Source organism: Achromobacter kerstersii, from assembly GCF_902859595.1.
In the GTDB taxonomy this organism is placed as follows: domain Bacteria; phylum Pseudomonadota; class Gammaproteobacteria; order Burkholderiales; family Burkholderiaceae_B; genus Achromobacter; species Achromobacter kerstersii.
In genome coordinates this window covers 482811-501590 of the sequence record NZ_CADIJQ010000002.1, presented here as the reverse complement: position 1 = coordinate 501590, position 18780 = coordinate 482811, and the positions used below count along the sequence as shown (strand labels likewise).

The window sequence follows — 18780 nt, the reverse complement described above, 5'->3', positions numbered from 1 at the left end:
ATCCGCTTTATGGAAGTCGCAGACGGTATTTTTATTTGTCCATATTATGGACAATTGTCTACGAAAATTCAGAATAAAGGATTTGGCTTGCCGTGTCACTGGAAAATTCGCGGTATCCGTTGCGATGCTCCGAGGGCAATCAGGCAAAAAAAACCGACGGGCGATGCCGTCGGCTTTTCGGAAAAGCGTTGTAAGGCGCGCAGCATCATCCGCCGCGCCCCTTGCCCTGGATGTTTACCAGGACACGATCTTGCCGGGGTTCAGGATGTTGTTCGGATCAAACGCGTGCTTCAGGCTGCGCATCAAATCCAACGCGTCTTCGCCGTGCTCTTCCGCCATGAATTGCATCTTGTGCAAGCCCACGCCGTGTTCGCCCGTGCAGGTGCCGTCGGCGGCAATCGCGCGGCGCACCAGATTGTGGTTGATGGTTTCCGACTCTTCCCATTCCTGGGGATTGTCGGCGTCCAGCAGCATCAGCACGTGGAAGTTGCCATCGCCCACGTGGCCAACGATGGTGTACGGGAAGCTGGCGCGGTCCAGTTCTTCGACCGTGTCGCGCACGCAATCCGCCAGGCGCGAGATCGGCACGCAGACGTCGGTGGTGCTGGCGCGGCAGCCGGGGCGCAGTTGCAGGCCGGCAAAGTAGGCGTTGTGACGCGCGGTCCACAGGCGGCTGCGGTCTTCGGGGCGTTCGGCCCATTCGAAGTCCATGCCGCCATGCTCGGCGGTAATGGATTGCACGGTTTCGGCCTGCTCTTGCACGCCGGCCGGGCTGCCGTGAAATTCGAACACCAGCAGCGGCGTCTCGCGCAGGGTCAGCTTGCTGTACTGGTTCACCGAACGCACACTGGCCGCGTCCATGAACTCGACGCGCGCAATCGGCACGCCCATCTGGATGATTTCGATGACGCTTTGCACTGCGTCGTCCAGCGTGGGGAAGTTGCAGACGGCGGCCGACACGGCTTCGGGCTGCGGGTACAGGCGCACCGTCACTTCGGTGATGATGCCCAGCGTGCCTTCGCTGCCGATGAAGACGCGCGTCAGGTCGTAGCCCGCCGACGATTTACGCGCGCGCCCGGCGGTGCGGACGATGCGGCCATCGGCGGTCACCACCGTCAGCGACATCACGTTTTCGCGCATGGTGCCGTAGCGCACGGCGTTCGTGCCCGATGCGCGCGTAGCGGCCATGCCGCCCAGGCTGGCGTCGGCGCCCGGATCAATCGGGAAGAACAAGCCGGTGCTGCGAATTTCTTCATTGAGCTGCTTGCGCAACACGCCTGCCTGCACGGTGGCGGTCAGGTCTTCGGCGTTGATCGCCAAGACCTTGTTCATCTGCGACAAGTCCAGGCTGATGCCCCCCTGGATCGCCAGGATGTGGCCTTCCAGCGACGAGCCCGCGCCGTACGGAATCAACGGAACGCGATGCTCATTGCACAGCTTGGCGACCTCGGCGACTTCTTCGGTGGTGTGCGCGAAGACAACGGCGTCCGGCAGCATGGGCGGATACGGCGACTCGTCGCGGCCGTGGTGTTCACGCACGGCGGAGGACTCGGACAGGCGGTCGCCAAAGCGCGCGCGCAGGGCATCCAGACAGGCGGCCGGCACCGCGCGGCGCAACGTTTCAGCGTGCAAGGGAGCGTTCATGATCAGCGTGTTCTCGGGTTCGTTAACCGGAATATTCTACGCCGCAACGCATGCTGCACCGCAAACCGCCCCAGGCAGGCGGCTTGCGGTGTGTCTTGCCTTACTTGCCAGAGGTCAGCGCGACCCGGCGGCGTTCACGCACCGCATGCGCCAGACGTTCCAGCACCGCCACCGACGCATCCCAATCGATGCAGCCATCGGTGATGCTTTGGCCGTACACCAACGGCTTGCCGGGCACCATGTCTTGGCGGCCGCCCAGCAGATGGCTTTCCACCATGACGCCCACCAGGCGCGCGTCGCCCGCTTCCATCTGGCGCGCCACGTCGTCGATCACGCGCGGCTGGTTTTCGGGGTCTTTGCTGCTGTTGGCGTGGCTGGCGTCAACCATGATGCGTTGCGCCAGACCGGCCTTGGACACGTCCTGGCAGGCCGCGTCGACACTGGCGGCGTCGTAGTTCGGCGTCTTGCCGCCGCGCAGGATGACGTGACAGTCTTCGTTGCCGGCCGTCGACACAATCGCCGAATGCCCGCCCTTGGTCACCGACAGGAAATGGTGCGGCTGCGACGCCGCCTTGATCGCGTCGACCGCGATCTTCACATTGCCATCCGTACCGTTCTTGAACCCCACCGGACACGACAGGCCGGAGGCCAGCTCACGATGCACCTGGCTTTCCGTCGTCCGAGCCCCGATCGCCCCCCAGGAGACCAGATCCGCGATGTATTGCGGCGTAATCATGTCCAAGAACTCGCAACCCGCCGGCAGCCCCAGGCTGTTGATGTCCAGCAGCAGTTCACGGGCCACGCGCACGCCCTTATTGATGTCGAAGCTGCCGTCCAGGTCGGGATCGTTGATCAGCCCCTTCCAACCGACGGTGGTGCGCGGCTTCTCGAAATACACGCGCATCACGATTTCCAGGTCGGCGCTCAGGCGGTCACGCACCGGCTTCAGACGCTTCGCATATTCGATGGCAGCCCGCGTGTCGTGGATCGAGCACGGCCCGATCACGACGATCATGCGGTCGTCCATGCCGTGCAGGATGCGGTGCATGCCTTGGCGAGCGGCGAAAACGGTATCAGACGCCTCTTTCGTGCACGCGAACTCGCGCATCACGTGCGCGGGCGGATTCAGTTCCTTGATTTCTCGAATACGAAGGTCGTCGGTATTGTGTGACACGGTACTGCTCCTGGGTTGCCCGCCAACGGGGTCCATCCCGATCGGTCTATTCCGATCCCGGCGGCACAAAAAAAGCCGCCAGTTCGCTGGCGGCTTTTTTGGGGGGGATTCTTTCCAAACTTCAGATTGAGCGCGTCCCTTCCTCCGCCAGCGGCTTCAGAAACTTATAAAAATAAAAGTAAAAGGCGGGGGACGCGAATTTCATGGGGATTGACTCTAGCACAAAACTTTTTGGCCGTCACATCGTTTTTTAAGGACGCGACGGCCTGAATTCACGCTCAGGCGGTGCCGCCCACGGTCAGGCCTTCCATGCGCACGGTCGGCATACCCACGCCCACCGGCACGCTCTGGCCGTCCTTGCCGCAAGTGCCCACACCCGAATCCAGCTGCAAGTCATTGCCGATCATGGTGACGCGGGTCATGGCGTCAGGTCCGTTGCCGATCAGGGTGGCGCCCTTGACGGGATAGGTCACCTTGCCGTCTTCGATCATGTAGGCCTCGGAGGCCGAGAACACGAACTTGCCGCTGGTGATGTCGACCTGGCCGCCGCCGAAATTCACCGCGTACAGGCCGCGCTTGACGGACGACACGATTTCTTCGGCAGGCTTGTCGCCGGCCAGCATGTAGGTGTTGGTCATGCGCGGCATCGGCAGATGCGCGAACGATTCGCGGCGGCCGTTGCCGGTGGCGGCGGTTTTCATCAGGCGCGCGTTCAACGTGTCTTGCATGTAGCCGCGCAGGATGCCGTCTTCGATCAACACATTGCGTTGCGTGGCGTTGCCTTCATCGTCAATGTTCAGCGAGCCGCGGCGGTCAGGCAGCGTGCCGTCATCCACCACCGTCACGCCCTTGGACGCCACACGCTCACCGATACGGCCCGAGAACACGCTGGAGCCCTTGCGGTTGAAGTCGCCTTCCAGCCCGTGGCCCACGGCCTCGTGCAGCAGGATGCCGGGCCAGCCCGAACCCAGCACCACCGTCATTTCACCGGCGGGTGCGGGGCGCGCTTCCAGGTTCACCATGGCTTCGTGCACGGCGCGTTCCACATAACCTTGCAGCATCTCGTCGGTGAAGTAGGCCAGACCCAGGCGGCCACCACCGCCAGCGTGACCCATTTCGCGGCGGCCGTTGCGCTCGGCGATCACGGTCAGCGACAGGCGCACCAGCGGTCGCACGTCGGCGGCCAGACGGCCATCGCTGCCGGCCACCAGCACCACATCGTATTCAGCGCCCAGGCCCGCCATGACTTGAATGATGTGCGGATCGCGGGCGCGCGCCATGCGTTCAATGCGTTCCAGCAGCGCAACCTTTTCAGGGGCGCTCAACGTGGCGACGGGATCAATGTCGGCATACAGGCTACGGCCCATTTCGGCTTCGACCTGCGCCGCCACCTTGACCTTGCCGGCGCCACGGCGCGCAATCCCGCGCACGGCATGCGCGGATGACAGCAACGCGTCTGCTGACAGCGAATCGGAATAGGCGAAGGCGGTTTTCTCGCCGCTCACCGCGCGCACGCCCACACCCTGGCTGATGGAAAAGCTGCCGGTTTTGACGATGCCCTCTTCCAGGCTCCACCCTTCGCTGCGCGTGTACTGGAAGTACAGGTCCGCGTAGTCGACCTTGTGGGTGAAGATTTCACCCAGTGCGCGCGCCATGTCGGCTTCGGTCAGACCCCAGGGGTCGAGCAGCAGCGATTTAGCGGTGGCAAGGGATGCAATGGCGGGATCAATGATTTTCATAGGCTCTATTCAGGGGGCATCGGCGCGGCACGGGTGCGCACATGCGTGGACGCTCAAGACCGTATCGTACCGCCGACCGGGGTCCGGCGTCCCGCTCAAGCGTCAAAAGAGACACACCTCGGTGGCAGAGGCCAGCGGCATCCTCAAGGCACGCGCTGGACGGCGATTGGCGGCAGCGGAAAATGCCGTCGATTATTCACAGGTGAATCAGATGGGGACGCAATACTGAGTATCAAGTTAAGCAATTACGACCAAAGATTGTTCGATCACATAACAGTTTTTTGCACGTGATTTGCTTACACATCGCTTACAAAGCCGATTTCGCAATCTTGGCAGACAAGGGGCACCGCGTTCTGCCAGGTCGTCATACAAGTGGTAAGAAAATGCAGCCCAAATTGCCTGAGCACCACTTTTCCCTCCATATCATTCTCATAAACCAAGAATGCCAAAATGCATGACGGCGGCGCCCATCAGTACAAGTAGGGGCAGTTAGGTCGTCTGACCTCGCTTCTGAAAACGCGTTCTCCTCGTAGACTTTAAATCAGAGCAGCTTGCCCCCAAATCCGGTTCACGACGCCTGCTCTCCTTCGATTCGCCTGCCGTATGAAACAAATGTGCTCCGAAATGGGGCCTATGCACCGTCTTCGTCCGCCTTGTGAGCCGACGGCTGATTTGTTTCAATCCGTCCCAAATTTGGGAATATCCTTCCCAATACTTGTTCCAGAGGCATATCCGCGCGGCTAAAGGCTCTGCGTCTCTTTTGATACAAAGTAATTAGTCCGAAAATAGAGAAGTCAAGGCGTAACTTCTGTATTATGCGAAGCACAACAAATAAACATAACTTCGCCGGCGATTAAAGCAGTTCCATAATCAGGAATAAACCATGGCCCGAGAAACATACGCAGCACTGCAAGCAAAGATCGAGAAAGAAATCAACAAGCTTCAAAAGAAGGCAGAAGTCCTTCAAACGAAGCGCCGCAAGCCCGTGATCTCTTCCATCATTACCTCGATGCGTGAGTACGACATCACGCCCGAAGAAATCATCGCTGCCTTTGGCGCCGGCAAGCCGGCTCGCGCGGCCACTGGCGGCCGACGCAAGGCTGGCGCGGCTGCCCGCCCCGCCACCGCCAAGCGCGCCGTAGCGCCGAAGTATCGCCACCCGCAAACTGGCGAAACCTGGAGCGGCCGCGGTAAAGCACCGCGCTGGCTCGCTGCTGAAGAAGCAACTGGCGCTACACGCGACAGTTTTCTCATCAAAGAATAAAAGCTATTCTGCAGTAAGAAATAAATCGGCGCACCAATTTGGTGCGCCGATTTTATTTATGAAACGTAGTCAGAAGGCAGTCAGACTTAGCGAAGCGGAAATTCAATCTCGCGTTCCGCTCCGTTATTTCCGGGAAAATTGTCAAATATTGCGCGCACCAGATAGGGCATTGTGCGCATGAAATCATCACCCTGGCTGAGTATGAAGGCCGTGGAACGATAAACCTCAGCCCCGCCCCGCTGGGTATCGCGGATCTTCAAGTTCAGCGTATTGCGCTGGACCGCCATGGGGACATCGACCCAATCCGGGCCCCAATAGCCGTAGCCCGGGCCCCAAGGCCGCCCACCGTAATAGCCGCCATAGCCATAACCGCCATAGAAGTACGGGTCATAGGGGCGGCGCACCATGATCTGGGTTTGGCTGGTGCCGTACGTGAACGACACATCAAAGCGGCCCTTGGCCCCGGGTTGGGCTTCGATCAGCCCGGTTGCGCCGATGCCGGCGCGGACCATATCCTGATAAGACTGGTATTCCAGATTATTGACCTGGTTAGGGTCGGACGCGACGAATTGATAGGTCTGACCTTCAACGCCGGTTGGCCATTGCTGGAAAGAAGTGACCCGAGCCGACACCGTAGGGGCTGCGCAGCCCGTCAATGTCAGCGCCCCCGCCACGGCCAATAATCCGGCCCAACGGCCAACTCTGAACATGGACATTCTGGACATATTGCGACTCCTGTAGCGCGCGACGGCGCCATCATACTGAGCTTTGACTGGGGCCACGGCAAAAAGTTTGCCGTAGTCCGCACGCCCCAGCCTAGCGCTCGCGACCACCTACTACAATAGACTCCTCGTTCAACCAGGACTGCAACTCCATGCGCACCGACACGCCCATTACCGTTTATCGCAAGGACTACCAGCCCTACCCCTACGACATTCCCGAAGTCGCTCTGGCCTTCGATCTGGCGCCCGACGCCACCGAAGTGCGCTGCACGATGCACGTGCAGCGCAAGTCCGGCGCCAGCGCCGACGCCGCTCTGATCCTGGATGGAGAAGACCTGGAACTCGTCTCGGTAGGCGTTAACGGCAAGGCGCTGGCCGCCGACGGCTATCACCTGTCGGATCACAGCCTGGCCATTTACGGCCTGCCCCAAGACGCCACCGTGGAAATCGTCAGCCGCTGCAAGCCGTCGGCCAACTCCACGTTGATGGGTTTGTACGTATCGGGTGGCAATTTCTTCACGCAATGCGAAGCCGAAGGCTTTCGCCGCATCACCTGGTTTGCCGACCGCCCCGACGTGATGTCGCGCTACCGCGTGACGCTGCGGGCTCAGCCGCAATACCCGGTGCTGCTGAGTAACGGCAACCTGATGGCGTCGCGCCAGTTGCCCGACGGCCGCAACGAGGTCGAATGGGAAGACCCGTTCCCCAAGCCCTGCTATCTGTTTGCGCTGGTTGCCGGCAACCTCACGCACCGCGAAACCACAGTCAAGACGGCCAGCGGCCGCGACGTGCTGCTGCAGGTATATAGCGACCCGGGCTCCGAAACCAAAACCGAATGGGCCTTGGATTCGCTGGTGCGCGCGCTGCGCTGGGACGAAACCCGTTTCGGCCTGGAGCTGGATCTGGACCGCTTCATGATCGTCGCCGTGCACGACTTCAATATGGGCGCGATGGAGAACAAGGGCCTGAACATCTTCAACGCCGCCTACGTGCTGGCGGACGCCGACAGCGCCACCGACGCCAACTACGAAGGCATCGAATCCGTTATCGGGCACGAATACTTCCACAACTGGACGGGCAACCGCGTCACCTGCCGCGACTGGTTCCAGCTGAGCTTGAAAGAAGGCCTGACCGTTTTCCGCGACCAGGAATTCAGCGCTGACATGATGGCGCATGGCATGGACGAGGCGGCAGCCGCCAGCGCTCGCGCCGTCAAGCGCATTGACGACGTGGTCGCCCTGCGCGCCGCTCAGTTCCCCGAAGACGCCGGCCCCATGGCTCACCCCATCCGGCCCGAGAGCTACCAGGAAATCGGCAATTTCTACACGGCTACCGTGTACGAGAAAGGCGCCGAAGTCATCCGCATGCAGCACACGCTGCTGGGCGAAGCCGGGTTCCGCGCCGGCATGGACGAGTATTTCCGCCGCCACGACGGCCAGGCCGTCACCTGCGACGACTTCGTTGCCGCCATGGAATCGGTCTACGTGCGCCAACACCCCGGCCGCGATTTGTCGGTGTTTCGCCGCTGGTATCGCCAGGCCGGCACGCCGCGCGTCACCGTCCGCCTGGACCATGACGCTGCCGCCCGCCGCTGCACCGTCACGCTGACGCAGGACTGCCTGCCAGTAGGCGTCGAAAGAAAAGCCGGCGCCGACTACGTCAAGGCGCCGTACCACATCCCGTTTGCCATTGGCCTGCTGGACAAAGACGGCCGAGCCCTGCCGCTGCGCCATGACGGCGCGGCCAAGGAAACCGCGCTGCTCGAGCTCACCACGCAAAGCCAGCAATGGGTGTTCGAAGACATCGCCGACCGCCCCGTGCCATCGCTGCTGCGCGACTTCTCGGCCCCGGTCATCGTCGACTACGACTGGACCGACGAAGAGCTTGCGCTGTTGTCCGCGCATGACACGAACCCGTTCGCCCGCTGGGAAGCCGGGCAGGAATTGGCCACGCGCCAGATCCTGGCGCTGGCCGAAGCCCGCCAAGCCGGCCGCACGCTGCACGCCGACGCCGCCTTCATCGAGGCCTGGCGCGCCCTGCTGACCGACCCGGTGATTGACGCCGCCTACCGCGCCCGCGCGCTGGCGCTGCCGTCCGAGAAGACGCTGGCCGAGCGCATGCAAGCGGTGGACCCGCCTGCGCTGGCCGTTGCCCGCGACTTCCTGCGCGCCGAACTCGGACGCCAACTGGCCGCCGAATTCCGTCAGGCATTCGAGCAGAACCAGACGCCGGGTGAATACAGCCCCGCCCCTGTGCCGGCCGGCATGCGTGCGCTGAAGAACCTGGCGCTCGGCCACCTGATGGCCGCTGGCGAGCATGATGCCCAGCGCCTGGCTGAACAGCAGTACGACCGCGCGGGCAACATGACGGACAGCATTGCAGCGCTGTCGGTCCTGATCAATTACGGCCAGGGCGACTTTCCGCAGGAAGCGCTGGCCGCGTTCTACGACAAGTGGCGCGACAATCCGCTGGTGGTAGACAAGTGGTTCGCCCTGCAGGCCGCCGCCCGTTCAACCACCGTGCAAACGGCGCGCGAGCTGATGACGCACCCCGCGTTCACATTGCGCAACCCGAACCGCGCCCGCGCGCTGATTTTCCAGTTCTGCCTGAACAATGCGCGCGGCATGCATCACCCGGACGGCTCCGGCTACACGTTCTGGGCCGAGCAGGTGCTGGCGCTGGACGCACTGAATCCGGAAATCGCAGCGCGCCTTGCCCGCGCGCTGGACAACTGGTCGCGTTTTGTTCCGGCGCTGCGCACGCCCATGCAGGCCGCCCTGCAACAGGTGCGCGCGCATGAAGGCCTGTCGCGCAACGTGCAGGAAATCGTATCCAAGGCATTAGAATTCGCAGCATAGGGAGACCTTTTTGAAACGTAAAACTCTGACTCAATACCTGGTGGAGCAACAACGCTCCGCCCAAGCCCTTGCACCGGAAGTGCGTCTGCTCATCGAAGTGGTCGCGCGCGCCTGCAAGGCCATCAGTCACGCTGTCAGCAAGGGCGCCTTGGGCGGCGTCCTGGGCAGCCTGGAAAGCGAAAACGTCCAGGGCGAAGTGCAGAAGAAGCTGGACGTGCTGTCCAACGAAATCCTGCTCGAAGCCAACGAATGGGGCGGCCACCTGGCGGCCATGGCGTCGGAAGAAATGGAAACCATCCATCTCATCCCGAACCGCTACCCCAAGGGCGAATACCTGCTGCTGTTTGATCCCCTGGACGGCTCGTCGAACATCGACGTGAACGTGTCCATTGGCACCATTTTCTCGGTGCTGCACGCCCCCCATAACGTGTCGGGCGCCCCCGTCTGCGAGCAGGACTTCCTGCAACCGGGCGACAAGCAGGTGGTGGCCGGCTATGCCGTCTACGGCCCGCAGACCATGCTGGTGCTGACCATCGGCAACGGCGTGGTGGGCTTCACGCTGGATCGCGAAATGGGTTCGTGGGTGTTGACGCACGAGAACATCCAGGTGCCGCAAGACACCAAGGAATTCGCCATCAACATGTCGAACATGCGCCACTGGGCCCCGCCTGTGAAGCGCTACATCGACGATTGCCTGGCTGGGTCGACCGGCCCCTTGGGCAAGGATTTCAACATGCGCTGGATCGCCTCGATGGTGGCGGACGTGCATCGCATCCTGACCCGCGGCGGCATCTTCATGTACCCCTGGGACGCCCGCGAACCCGGCAAGGCCGGCAAGCTGCGCCTGATGTACGAAGCCAACCCCATGAGCTTCCTGATCGAACAGGCAGGCGGCGCGTCGATCACCGGCACGCAGCGCATCATGGAAATCCAGCCCGACACGCTGCACCAGCGCGTGAGCGTGATCCTGGGTTCGAAGAACGAAGTCGAGCGCGTCGGCCGGTACCACGCGGAAGAAGCGGCGAAGTAATCGTCGCCCCATTGAAAAGCCCCTTGATTTCTCAAGGGGCTTTTTTTATTGCGCGGGTTGCGCAGCAGGGGTTACTTGACCTCTTCAATGGACTTTACGTCGTCCTTGTTGACTTGGACTTTCTTGCCGTCCTTGTCGTATTCATACATGCCGGACTTTTTATCGTACGACGGCGTGTCGGGCGTTACGGTCGAGCTTCCGTCCCGATTCTGAATGACCGAGGGCGACGAGCATCCGGCCAGCACCCCAACTCCGGTCACCACCAGGGCCAACGTCATGGTCTTCAGGTTCATGGGCGTGTTCTCCAAGTGTGATTAGGTGGATTCACTGTATCGGTAATCCGGCCCCTAATCCGTGTCGGGTTGTGGTCAAAATGCATGAGAACGTAATCACGATGTCCCACATCGTAAAAAAACCCCACGCAGGACGGGCCTGAGTGGGGTTTTGCGCTTACAGAAACCGCAAGCGGTTACACGTTTTCGCCAGGCGGTTCACACCTTGGCGTTGGCCTCGATGAAACGGCGCACGGCGGCGACGCTGCATTCCATGACTTCCACGCGTTGCGGCAAGGATTCCAGATTCGCCAGATTGCCCGGCGGCGTGGCAGGACGGCCCAGCGCTTCTTCGATGGTCTCGGAGAACTTGGCCGGCAAGGCGGTTTCCAGGACCAGCATCGGCACGCCTGGCTCGACAAATTCGCGCGCAACCTTCACGCCGTCAGCCGTGTGCGGGTCAACCAGCACGCCGGTTTCTTCGTACACGGAACGAATGGTCGCCAGACGGTCTTCGTGCGAGCTCTGGCCCGACACGAAGCCGTAGCGCGATTCGAATTCCGGCAGCAGGTCGGACAGGTCGAACGAGCCATCCTTGGCCAGCGCGGTCCACAACGCCTTCACGCGGGCGGCGTCGCGGCCGACCAGGTCGAACACGAAACGCTCGAAGTTCGACGCGCGCGAGATGTCCATGGACGGGCTGGACGTGGCGTAGGTTTGCTCGGCCGGACGCGGACGGTAGATACCCGTGCGGAAGAATTCTTCCAGCACGTTGTTCTCGTTCGTGGCCAGCACAAGGCGGCGCACGGGCAGACCCATGCTGCGCGCGATATGGCCCGACAGGATGTTGCCGAAGTTGCCCGAGGGCACGGCGAACGACACCTGCTGGCCCGGCTTGTCGGTGGCGCGCAGCCAGCCGTGGAAGTAGTACACCACCTGGGCCGCAATGCGCGCCCAGTTGATGGAGTTCACCGCGCCCAGGCGGTACTTCGTCTTGAATTCCAGATCGCCCGCCAAGGCCTTGACGATGTCCTGCGCTTCATCGAACACGCCATGCACGGCAATGTTGTGGATGTTTTCGTCTTGCAGCGAATACATCTGCGCGCGCTGGAAGGCGCTCATGCGGCCGTGCGGCGACAGCATGAACACGGCCACGCCCTGCTTGCCGCGCAAGGCGTATTCCGCGGCCGAGCCCGTGTCGCCCGAGGTTGCGCCCACGATGTTCAGCGTGGTGCCGCGCTTGGCCAGCACGTATTCAAAGACCTGGCCCAGGAACTGCATGGCCATGTCTTTGAAAGCCAGCGTCGGCCCTTCGGACAAGCCCAGCAGCGACAGGCCGCCGTCCAGCGGACGCAGCGGGACGATGTCTTCGCTGTTGAAGATTTCTTGCGTGTAGGCCGCGCGCGTCAGGCGGCGCAGGTCTTCCGCGGGAATGTCGGTGGCGAACAGCGACAACACTTCGAACGCCAAGTCCGCGTAGGACAGGCCGCGCCAGGATTCGAGCGTCTGCTCGGACACCTGCGGCAGCTGCTCCGGCATGGCCAGGCCGCCATCGGGCGCCAGGCCTTCCAGCAGGATGTCCGAGAATTCCAGGGCGTTCATGCCGCCACGGGTAGAGACGTATTTCATGTCAAGTTCTCCACGCGCAGTCGCGTGACCTTGGACCGCACGAACGGCAGGGACTCGATGCGCTCGATGGCTTGGTTGACGTTGCCTTCCACGGCTTCATGCGTCAGGAAGATGATGTCGGCGCCGCCAATGTGCGACGGCTGCTGAATCATCGACCCGATCGAGATGGAGCGGTCAGCCAGAATGCGGGCGATATCCGCCAGCACGCCGGGCTGATCATCCACGCGCAGGCGCAGGTAGTACGACGTGCTGACCAGTTCAATCGGCAGGATCGGGGTGTCAGACATGGCGTCCGGCTGGAACGCCAGATGCGGCACTCGGTTGCCCGGGTCGGCCGTGTGCAGGCGCGTCACGTCAACCAGGTCGGCAACCACGGCCGATGCGGTGGGCTCTTCGCCCGCGCCTTGGCCGTAGTACAGCGTGGGGCCGACGGCGTCGCCCTTGACCAGCACGGCGTTCATCGCGCCTTCCACGTTGGCCAGCAGGCGCTCGGACGGCACCAGCGCCGGATGTACGCGCAGCTCGATGCCGTCGGGGCGGCGCTTGGTCACGCCCAGCAGCTTGATGCGATAGCCCAGGCGTTCGGCGTGTTCGATATCTTCGGCGGCCAAATTCGAGATGCCTTCGATGTAGGCGCGGTCGAACTGCACCGGCACGCCGAAGGCCAGCGAGGCCAGCAAGGTCAGCTTGTGCGCGGCGTCCACGCCTTCCACGTCGAACGTCGGGTCGGCTTCGGCGTAGCCCAGGCGCTGGGCTTCGGCCAGCACGTCGGCAAACGGCAGGCCGCGCGAACGCATTTCGGACAGGATGAAGTTGGTAGTGCCGTTGATGATGCCGGCCACCCACTGGATGCGGTTGGCGGTCAGGCCTTCGCGGATCGCCTTGATGATCGGGATGCCGCCGGCAACCGCGGCTTCGAACGTGACCATGACGCCACGCTCGTAAGCGGCGGCGAAGATCTCGTTGCCGTGCTTGGCCAGCAGGGCCTTGTTGGCGGTGACGACATGCTTGCCGTTGGCGATGGCTTCCATCACCAGCTCCAGCGCCAGCGTGTCGCCGCCAATCAGCTCAACGACGATATCGATTTCGGGGTCGCGAACCAGCGCGTGCACGTCGGTGTCGACCAGAATCGAGTCGCCCACGCGGGCGCGCGCCTTGGCCACATCGCGCACAGCGGCGCGCGTGACTTCAATGCGGCGGCCAGCGCGGCGTGCAATTTCTTCCGCGTTGCGCGACAGCACGGTCCACGTGCCGCCGCCAACCACGCCGAGTCCGAGCAGGCCCACCTTCATGGGATTCATCGCGCTGCCCTCGGGGCCATGCGAGACGGGTGAGCGTAGGGGGGTATTCATTTCAGCAATCCGTCCTTGCGGAACATATCTTTGATGCCGCGCACCGCTTGGCGGGTGCGCTGCTCGTTTTCGATAAGAGCGAAGCGTACGTAGTCGTCGCCGTACTCGCCGAAGCCGATCCCGGGGGACACGGCTACTTTCGCATCCGACAGGACACGCTTGGCAAATTCCAAAGAGCCCATTGCCCGGTAGGGCTCGGGGATTTGCGCCCAGATATACATGGACGCCTTGGGAATTTCCACATTCCAACCTGCTTCGTGCAGACCGCGCACGAGCACGTCGCGGCGGCTTTGGTACTGGGCCACGATCTCGTTCACGCAATCTTGCGGGCCATCCAGCGCAGCGATGGACGCCACCTGGATCGGCGTGAAGGTACCGTAGTCGTGATAACTCTTGATGCGCGCAAGCGCGTTGACCAGCTCGCGGTTGCCGACCATATAGCCGACGCGCCAGCCCGCCATGTTGTAGCTCTTGCTCATCGTGAAGAACTCGACGGCGACATCGCGCGCGCCGGGCACCTGCATGATGGACGGGGCCACATAGCCGTCGAACGTGATGTCGGCGTAGGCCAGGTCATGCACGACAAGGATATCGTGTTCCTTGGCCAGCGCCACCACGCGTTCAAAGAATGACAGGTCCACGCACTGCGCGGTGGGGTTGCTGGGAAAGCCCAGCACCATCATCTTGGGCTTCGGGAAGGATTCGCGCACGGCGCGTTCCAGTTCCTCGAAGAAATCCACGCCCGGCGTCATGCGCACCGAACGGATGTTGGCGCCGGCGATGACAGCGCCGTAGATGTGAATGGGGTAGCTCGGGTTCGGCACCAGCACGGTGTCGCCGCGGTCCAGCGTGGCCAGCATCAAGTGGGCCAGGCCTTCCTTGGAGCCGATGGTGACAATGGCTTCGGAATCCGGGTCGAACTCTACCGCGTAACGGCGCTGATACCAGTCGCAGATCGCCTTGCGCAAACGCGGAATGCCCTTGGACACCGAGTAGCCGTGGGTGGTCGGACGCGAGGTCGCTTCCACCATCTTGTCGACAATGTGCTTGGGCGTTGCGCCATCCGGATTGCCCATGGACATGTCGATGATGTCCTCGCCCCGCCGACGCGCCGCCATCTTGAGCTCGCCGGTAATGTTGAAAACGTACGGAGGCAATCGCTCGATGCGAGAGAACTTCCTCATGGGGAATCCTTAGGGGTAAAACTCAAGGCTACACGCAGGGGTGACACGTAGGGGTGACAGGCAGGGATGACACGCAGGAATGACCCGCAGGGGCTGAACGCCGCGCCCGCACACGTTTGCAGCGCAACAAAACCCTGTAATCTAGCGCAACGACGCCTAGGCGGCAAATGGGGCGGAAAAACCCCCATTTCCCGAGTGGATACTGCGCAACATCAGGTCATCTTGATGCGCTATTATCAAGCCCATAAAGCCGGAGTTTTTATTGAAGCTGCATACCGATCCTGCGACGGCCGCTCTGAACACTGTCACCGCGTACGGTGAGGGTTATATCGAGGTCAACCAGGTACGTTTTTCCTCCTCGGTCGCTTTTGGCCCCGAAGGCGAAGTGTCCGAATGGCCCGTTGAGTCGCCGGCCGACATCACCTCTTCCCTGTTGCATCAGGCGGCCGGCTTAGTCGAGCCCGTCCGCGATCCCATGGCCTTTCTGGACGAACCGGAAGCCAGCCCCAGCCGCCCGGCCAATGCGCCCGAAGTGCTGCTGGTGGGCACGGGCGCCCGGCAACAGTTCCTGCGTCCTGAAGTGCTGCGTCCCCTGTTGACCATGGGCATCGGCGTCGAGATCATGGACACGCACGCCGCCTCTCGCACCTACAACATCCTGATGGCAGAGGGCCGACGCGTGGTCGTGGCCCTCATCCCCCCGAACGGAGAACCCCAGAAATGACGCCCAGTATCGGCAAGCCCGCCCCGATGTTCACCGCTGAAAGCACCATTGGTCCGATCAGCCTGGAACAATGCCAGGGCCGCGCCGTGATCCTGTATTTCTACCCAAAGGACAACACGCCTGGCTGCACCACCGAAAGCCAGGACTTCCGCGACCTGAACGCCGAATTTCTGGCGGCCAGCGCCGTGGTGATTGGAATCTCGCGCGACTCGCTGAAGTCGCATGAGAACTTCAAGGCCAAGTACGAACTTCCTTTCCCGCTCATCTCCGACGCCGACGAAACCGTGTGCAATCTGTTCGGCGTCATCAAGCAGAAGAATATGTACGGCAAGCAGGTGCGCGGTATTGAACGCAGCACCTTTTTGATCGACGCCTATGGCGTGCTGGTGCAGGAGTGGCGCGGGGTGAAGGTCCCGGGTCACGCCAAGGAAGTCCTGCAGGCCGCAAAAAGCATCGGTTAGCTGTACAGGAATACCCGTCAGGCGCTAAGCCGGCCCACCCTGGAGAGTGACGCATATGCCGCTTCCGAAGTTGCCCACCCGTCCCGCAGCCATCCTGACCTTCCCCTCGGGCGAAACCGCCCGGGCGCAGGCCCGCACCACCAAGACCGCCGCTGCGCGGTCCAACACCCAAGCCGTTCTTGCTGACGACGACGAGGACGAGCTTCTCGTCCAGCCCGAACTCGACGGCATGGCGTCTCCGGCCCGCAAGGCGCAGATTCCCGCGCCCGCGCGCCAGGTTCCACCCCCTGCTCCTGCTGCTGCCGCCCCCCGCACGGAAACGCGCCCGGCCAAGCCCGCCCCCGCCAAGCGCGCCAAGCCTCGTGCGCAGAACGAACCGCGCAAGCTGTTTGTTCTGGACACGAACGTGCTGCTGCACGATCCCAGCTCGCTGTTCCGGTTTGAAGAGCACGACATCTTCTTGCCGATGATGACGCTGGAAGAGCTCGACCACCAAAAGAAAGGCATGTCGGAAGTGGCGCGCAACGCGCGTCAGGTCAGCCGTTCGCTGGATGCGCTGGTGCAAGACACCACGCAGCTGGATGAAGGGCTGGAACTTGCCAAGCTGGGCAACAAGGACGCCACCGGCCGTCTGCTGTTCCAGACAACCGCCATCCACAGCACCCTGCCGTCCGACCTGCCCATGGGCAAGGCCGACAACCAGATCCTGGGCGTGGTGCGCGCCTTGCAGGAAAAGTACCCGCAGCGCGAGGTCGTGCTGGTGTCGAAAGACATCAACATGCGCCTGAAGGCGCGCGCGCTAGGTATGGCCGCGGAAGACTACTTCAACGACCACGTCCTGGAAGATTCCGACCTGATGTATTCGGGCGTGATGCAACTGCCCGAAGACTTCTGGAACAAGCACGGCAAGGATGTCGAATCCTGGCAGCAAGGCGGCACCACCTTCTACCGCATCCATGGCCCGCTGTGCTCGCAGTTTGTCGTCAACCAGTTCGTCTACTTTGAAGGCCAGATGCCGCTGTACGCGCAAGTGCGCGAAGTCAGCGGCAAGATGGCGGTGCTGGCGACCCTGCGCGACTACACCCACGGCAAGAACAATGTCTGGGGCATCACGGCGCGCAACCGCGAGCAAAACTTCGCCATGAACCTGCTGATGAACCCGGAGTGCGACTTCGTCTCGCTGCTGGGTCAGGCCGGTACCGGCAAGACGCTGCTGGCGCTGGCGGCGGGCATCACGCAGGTGCTGGAAACCAAGCGCTATACCGAGATCATCATGACCCGCGTCACGGTGCCTGTCGGTGAAGACATCGGTTTCCTGCCCGGCACGGAAGAAGAAAAGATGCTGCCCTGGATGGGCGCGCTGGAAGACAACCTGGATGTGCTCAACATGGGCGAAGGCGAAGGCAACGGGGACTGGGGCCGCGCCGCCACCATGGACCTGATTCGTTCGCGTATCAAGGTCAAGTCATTGAACTTCATGCGCGGCCGCACCTTCCTGAACAAGTACCTGATCATCGACGAAGCGCAGAACCTGACGCCCAAGCAGATGAAGACGCTGGTGACCCGCGCGGGCCCCGGCACCAAGGTGATCTGCCTGGGCAACGTCGCCCAGATCGATACGCCGTATCTGACCGAAGGCAGTTCGGGCCTGACGTTCGTCGTCGACCGCTTCAAGGGCTGGCCGCATTCGGGCCACGTCACCTTGCAGCGTGGCGAACGTTCGCGCCTGGCCGACTATGCGGGGGATGTGCTGTAAAGCACGGTTCTGCTTCGCATAAAAAAAGCCCCTTGATTGCTCAAGGGGCTTTTTCTTGCCTGAACACAACGACGCCGGGGATTACTTGTCGGCCGCGTTGGTGATGGCATTGCCGGCCCGGGACATATCCTTTCCCATGCCCGCAACGGTATTGCAACCGGCGAGCACGAATCCGAATACGACGAAGGCGGTCAGCACGATCTTGCCGCGCATGCTGTCAACTCCTGAACAAAAAAGTGAAACGGGACTGTCTGGCGTCAGACGATCTGCACGCGCAGTTCGCCCAGGCCTTCGACACCACCCGTGATGACGTCACCCTGCACCACCGCGCCCACGCCTTCGGGGGTGCCGGTGAAGATGATGTCGCCCGGTTGCAGTTCGAACAGGCCCGACAGATAGGAAATGCTTTCCGGAATGTTCCACAGCATTTGCGAAATGTCGCTGGACTGCTTGCGCTGGCCGTTCACGTCGAGCCAGATCGCGCCCTTGTCGAGCGTGCCCACGACGCTGCGCGGGTGGATCGGGCCCATCGGCGCGGATTGATCGAACGCCTTGCCGATTTCCCAGGGGCGGCCCTGCTTCTTCATTTCGCCTTGCAGGTCGCGGCGGGTCATGTCCAGACCCAGCGCGTAGCCCCACACGCAGTCGTTGGCTTCTTCGACGGGAATGTCGCGGCCGCCCTTGCCCAGCACCACGACCAGTTCCATCTCGTAGTGCAGATTGGAGGTCTTGGGCGGATAGGCCATCTTGCCGGTTTCACCGTCGGCCACGCTCAGCACGGCGTCCGCCGGCTTGCAGAAAAAGAACGGATCTTCACGGCCGGTGAAGCCCATTTCCTTGGCGTGCTCGGCGTAGTTGCGGCCGACGCAGTACACGCGGCGCACCGGGAACAGCGCGGCGCTACCGGCAACAGGGGCCGCCACGGGCGGCTGGGGAGGCAATACGTAGTCCATGAGTGATCAACCTATGAC

At 62.2% G+C, this 18780-nt stretch carries 16 protein-coding genes; 6 read left to right on the top strand and 10 right to left on the bottom strand.

Features of this window, described 5'->3' with window-relative positions; genetic code table 11:
• Positions 1-234: 234 nt before the first annotated feature.
• The 3 genes from HV765_RS11155 to tldD form a co-directional block, all read right to left on the bottom strand.
• The gene (locus HV765_RS11155) at positions 235-1644 is read right to left on the bottom strand and encodes an FAD-binding oxidoreductase (RefSeq protein WP_175169732.1); all 1410 of its coding nucleotides are present in this window, start codon (positions 1642-1644) and stop codon (positions 235-237) included.
• A gap of 100 nt (positions 1645-1744) precedes the next feature.
• Complete coding sequence (gene aroG, locus HV765_RS11150) at positions 1745-2854, bottom strand: 3-deoxy-7-phosphoheptulonate synthase AroG (RefSeq protein ID WP_081534219.1); 1110 nt, start codon at positions 2852-2854, stop codon at positions 1745-1747.
• Positions 2855-3096: 242 nt separating this feature from the next.
• On the bottom strand, positions 3097-4557 hold the full coding sequence (gene tldD / locus HV765_RS11145) for a metalloprotease TldD (protein ID WP_175169731.1): 1461 nt from the start codon (positions 4555-4557) through the stop codon (positions 3097-3099).
• Positions 4558-5440: 883 nt separating this feature from the next.
• Here tldD and HV765_RS11140 point away from each other — a divergent pair.
• Positions 5441-5821, top strand: a complete 381-nt coding sequence (locus HV765_RS11140) for an H-NS histone family protein (RefSeq protein ID WP_175169730.1) — start codon at positions 5441-5443, stop codon at positions 5819-5821.
• 86 nt (positions 5822-5907) lie between these two features.
• On the opposite strand, the gene HV765_RS11135 is transcribed toward HV765_RS11140, so the two are convergent.
• Complete coding sequence (locus HV765_RS11135; RefSeq protein ID WP_054423455.1) at positions 5908-6546, bottom strand: DUF4136 domain-containing protein; 639 nt, start codon at positions 6544-6546, stop codon at positions 5908-5910.
• A 149-nt stretch (positions 6547-6695) separates the two neighbouring features.
• Here HV765_RS11135 and pepN point away from each other — a divergent pair, with 149 nt between their 5' ends.
• Together pepN and HV765_RS11125 are read left to right on the top strand one after the other, a co-directional pair.
• Positions 6696-9401 carry an aminopeptidase N gene (gene pepN, locus HV765_RS11130; RefSeq protein ID WP_175169729.1) on the top strand — a complete coding sequence of 902 codons (2706 nt, stop codon included), beginning with the start codon at positions 6696-6698 and terminating at the stop codon, positions 9399-9401.
• 10 nt (positions 9402-9411) lie between these two features.
• Positions 9412-10431: a class 1 fructose-bisphosphatase gene (locus tag HV765_RS11125; RefSeq protein WP_054423457.1), complete on the top strand. Its 1020-nt coding sequence runs from the start codon at positions 9412-9414 to the stop codon at positions 10429-10431.
• Between the two features lie 71 nt (positions 10432-10502).
• On the opposite strand, the gene HV765_RS11120 is transcribed toward HV765_RS11125, so the two are convergent.
• The 4 genes from HV765_RS11120 to alaC all read right to left on the bottom strand — a co-directional run bounded on the left by HV765_RS11120 (position 10503) and on the right by alaC (position 14868).
• Positions 10503-10724: a YgdI/YgdR family lipoprotein gene (locus HV765_RS11120; protein WP_054423458.1), complete on the bottom strand. Its 222-nt coding sequence runs from the start codon at positions 10722-10724 to the stop codon at positions 10503-10505.
• A 198-nt stretch (positions 10725-10922) separates the two neighbouring features.
• Positions 10923-12332, bottom strand: a complete 1410-nt coding sequence (gene thrC / locus HV765_RS11115) for a threonine synthase (protein ID WP_054423459.1) — start codon at positions 12330-12332, stop codon at positions 10923-10925.
• Complete coding sequence (locus tag HV765_RS11110; RefSeq protein ID WP_054423463.1) at positions 12329-13633, bottom strand: homoserine dehydrogenase; 1305 nt, start codon at positions 13631-13633, stop codon at positions 12329-12331. Before HV765_RS11110 ends, thrC begins: the two co-directional genes overlap by 4 nt.
• Before the next feature lie 47 nt (positions 13634-13680).
• Positions 13681-14868, bottom strand: coding sequence for an alanine transaminase (gene alaC / locus HV765_RS11105; protein ID WP_175169728.1), 1188 nt, complete (start codon positions 14866-14868; stop codon positions 13681-13683).
• A 262-nt stretch (positions 14869-15130) separates the two neighbouring features.
• Between alaC and HV765_RS11100 the strand changes: the two genes are divergently transcribed.
• Genes HV765_RS11100 through HV765_RS11090 form a run of 3 tightly spaced genes read left to right on the top strand, consistent with a single transcriptional unit; the run spans position 15131 to position 17809 of the window.
• The gene (locus HV765_RS11100; protein ID WP_054423467.1) at positions 15131-15592 is read left to right on the top strand and encodes an Mth938-like domain-containing protein; all 462 of its coding nucleotides are present in this window, start codon (positions 15131-15133) and stop codon (positions 15590-15592) included.
• Positions 15589-16053 (top strand): peroxiredoxin, encoded by a 465-nt coding sequence (locus HV765_RS11095; protein WP_054423469.1) that lies wholly within the window; start codon positions 15589-15591, stop codon positions 16051-16053. The genes HV765_RS11100 and HV765_RS11095 overlap by 4 nt, the downstream gene beginning before the upstream one ends.
• 55 nt (positions 16054-16108) lie before the next feature.
• Positions 16109-17809 (top strand): PhoH family protein, encoded by a 1701-nt coding sequence (locus HV765_RS11090; protein ID WP_054423471.1) that lies wholly within the window; start codon positions 16109-16111, stop codon positions 17807-17809.
• An 81-nt stretch (positions 17810-17890) separates the two neighbouring features.
• On the opposite strand, the gene HV765_RS11085 is transcribed toward HV765_RS11090, so the two are convergent.
• Together HV765_RS11085 and HV765_RS11080 are read right to left on the bottom strand one after the other, a co-directional pair.
• Positions 17891-18022 (bottom strand): entericidin A/B family lipoprotein, encoded by a 132-nt coding sequence (locus tag HV765_RS11085; RefSeq protein ID WP_008164311.1) that lies wholly within the window; start codon positions 18020-18022, stop codon positions 17891-17893.
• Positions 18023-18066: 44 nt separating this feature from the next.
• Positions 18067-18762 carry a fumarylacetoacetate hydrolase family protein gene (locus HV765_RS11080; RefSeq protein WP_054423472.1) on the bottom strand — a complete coding sequence of 232 codons (696 nt, stop codon included), beginning with the start codon at positions 18760-18762 and terminating at the stop codon, positions 18067-18069.
• Positions 18763-18780 lie beyond the last annotated feature (18 nt).